This is a genomic window from Massilimicrobiota sp. An105 (assembly GCF_002161155.1).
Classification (GTDB): domain Bacteria; phylum Bacillota_I; class Bacilli_A; order Erysipelotrichales; family Coprobacillaceae; genus Allocoprobacillus; species Allocoprobacillus merdigallinarum.
The window spans coordinates 1-2,555 of record NZ_NFLY01000089.1 but is presented as its reverse complement, the minus strand read 5'-3'; the positions used below and the strand labels follow the sequence as shown (position 1 = coordinate 2,555).

The window sequence follows — 2,555 nt, the reverse complement described above, 5'->3', positions numbered from 1 at the left end:
ACTAAAATAGTCTTATCATTTAAAGTGATTATTTCTTATTCATTCACTTTGATAAGACTTTTTCTTTTATTTTGACTATTTTCTTTATTTTTCTTTTTATTTAATTTGGCATTCAACAGCCATTTTTGATACATACATTGATATCGCAAAAACATGGTTATAAAGACACCTAAGAAAAATGCGAGAATAGGTATAAGATATTTAACCGTTTGAAAAGAGTCACCTTGAGCTATTGACATACCTAACTTGACGATATTTCCAGTTTGTGCATTTGCGAAAACATGATCTCTACAAACATAACTGTATGCATCTAAAAATCCTCCCACAATCGCTAATAAAGACGCTAATAAAAATGATTCAGACATCTGATCATTTTTTTCCATTTTCTTCACCTCCTTGTCACTATAATTCATCTCAAATAAAAAACATATCAATTTCCAAAAATAAAAAATACAAGCCTAAGACTTGTATCTTCTAAAATATTCTTGAGCAATAAGACTGGCAATAAACTGTAACTGATAAGGGTGACTGCCTTGATCTTGTAAAGATTGGAAAGTTAAAACTTCATCTACAAAATAAGGATATTCCTGTTGAGCACTTGTAATCATCCAGATTTTAGGAGCTTCTAATTTCTTTTGGAGAGCCCTTAAATTTTCATAATCAAAATAAGAACCTGTATAAGAAAAAACAATAATCAAATCATTTTCATCTGCACTTAAAATATGTTCCATCTGTTGAAAATAAGAAACATAAGAATCTACTTGTTTTCCTAACATTAATAAATCTGTCTGTAAATTCATAGCCGCTGTTTGTGCTTTTAATAAACCAAATATACCGACTTTTTGATAATGATATAAATCCTGACAAAGATGAATAAGTTGTTGTTGATTCAATGTTGATTGTACCATTTGAATACTTTCACAAACTTTTTGTCCATAATCATCTATTCGTTTTTGCATTGAAGAAGATTGTGACTGTTCTTCAAAATAAAAGTCAGGATCCGCTAATAATTCTTTAAGCTCAGCAAAGTCTTTCAATCCAATTTCTTTACAAAAACGAGAAATGGAACTCATCGCAACATGACAATCCTGAGCCAATTCTCTAATACTGACATCTTGCATCTGGTCAATATGTTCTAAAATATAAGTCGCTATTTGACTATTGGTTGAATCTTTCTTTTCTGTTGCGATAGTGCTTAAAAAAACAACGGGTAACTTTCCATAAATCATCCATATCACTCTCTTTCTATGATTTCCCTCCAGCAAAATTATACATCAATCTTTCTTTCATTTCAGTAGTATCTTTTCCTAATGCTTCAATGATTTGAAAAGCAAATGGATATGGCGTTGCTGGTCCTTGACTTGTGATAATATTTTGGTCATAGACAACAACACGATCTACAAAAATACCTCCATGTAATTTTTCTTGATACCCTGTATATCCAGTCACCTTTTTTCCATTAATAACCTGTGCATCAGATAAAACAATTGTCCCAGAACACATCGCCGCAATCATTTTATTTTGTTGATTAAAATATTGTACCATCTGAATCACTTCATCATTTTTTCTTAAATTCTCTCCACCAGGTCTACCTCCTGGTAATACCAGAACATCATAATCTTTAATTTCATCATTAAAAACTTTATCAGCTTTGACTTTTATATGATGCATCCCATCAACAAATTCTTCTCCAAAACCAAATGTATGACATTCTATATTGGCTCTTCTCAATAAATCTACAATGGTTAATGTTTCTCCTTCTTCATAACCTTGTGCCATCAATACTGCAACACGTTTCATATTATTCATCCTCCTTGACATCAAATGCATTGAAATAAACCATACGTTTTTTGACAGCCAAAGCATCCCCACCTAACAACTCCACTAACTTATATGCAAATGCATATGCTGTAGCGGGACCTCGACTTGTCACTAGATTTCCATCAATCACAACTTTATCCTCTAAATATGTTCCTTGATGAATTTTTTGATCATATCCCATATATGCTGTATATTTTTTATCTTTTAATAATCCAGCTTTTTCTAACACAATAGGCGCTGCACACATGGCACAGATATATTTTCCCTGATTGTTCATTTGATGCAAAATATCTATCACTTGATTGCAACTACGCATTGCATCTGCGCCACCATAACCTCCGGGTAAAACAACCATATCATAGTCAATGATATCTTCATTTAAAACTTGATCACATTGAACTTCTATATCATGACCACCTTTCACAACTTTTTCAAAACCGACCATATCACACTGGATTTGAGCTCTACGTAAAATATCAACAATCGTTAATGTTTCTCCTTCTTCAAATCCTGGCGCAACGATAACTGCTGCTTTTTTCATATATATCAACTTCCTTTCTAACCATACAATAACCTTCTTTTCTTTTATATCCAATTGATTTCCTAAAGCTGGAAATAAAAAAAGGACAAAATAAATTTTGTCCATGGCGATTAATCATCTTTGATGATTATCGCTTTTTTGTATTGTATAATCATCTTAGGTGGTGTTCTTATGATTGATCTCTCTACTCCTG

Annotated in this window: 4 protein-coding genes; all 4 read right to left on the bottom strand. The window is 31.9% G+C overall.

Annotated elements, in window-relative coordinates:
- Nucleotides 1–35: 35 nt before the first annotated feature.
- The 4 genes from B5E48_RS13265 to B5E48_RS13250 all read right to left on the bottom strand — a co-directional run bounded on the left by B5E48_RS13265 (nt 36) and on the right by B5E48_RS13250 (nt 2,362).
- Entirely contained in the window at nt 36–383 is a 348-nt protein-coding gene (locus B5E48_RS13265; RefSeq protein WP_087305605.1) for a YoaK family protein, read from the bottom strand.
- Between the two features lie 75 nt (nt 384–458).
- Nucleotides 459–1,229, bottom strand: a complete 771-nt coding sequence (locus tag B5E48_RS13260) for a MurR/RpiR family transcriptional regulator (RefSeq protein WP_087305602.1) — start codon at nt 1,227–1,229, stop codon at nt 459–461.
- A gap of 16 nt (nt 1,230–1,245) precedes the next feature.
- Nucleotides 1,246–1,800 (bottom strand): DJ-1 family glyoxalase III, encoded by a 555-nt coding sequence (locus tag B5E48_RS13255; RefSeq protein WP_087305600.1) that lies wholly within the window; start codon nt 1,798–1,800, stop codon nt 1,246–1,248.
- Between the two features lies 1 nt (nt 1,801).
- The gene (locus B5E48_RS13250) at nt 1,802–2,362 is read right to left on the bottom strand and encodes a DJ-1 family glyoxalase III (RefSeq protein ID WP_087305607.1); all 561 of its coding nucleotides are present in this window, start codon (nt 2,360–2,362) and stop codon (nt 1,802–1,804) included.
- Nucleotides 2,363–2,555 lie beyond the last annotated feature (193 nt).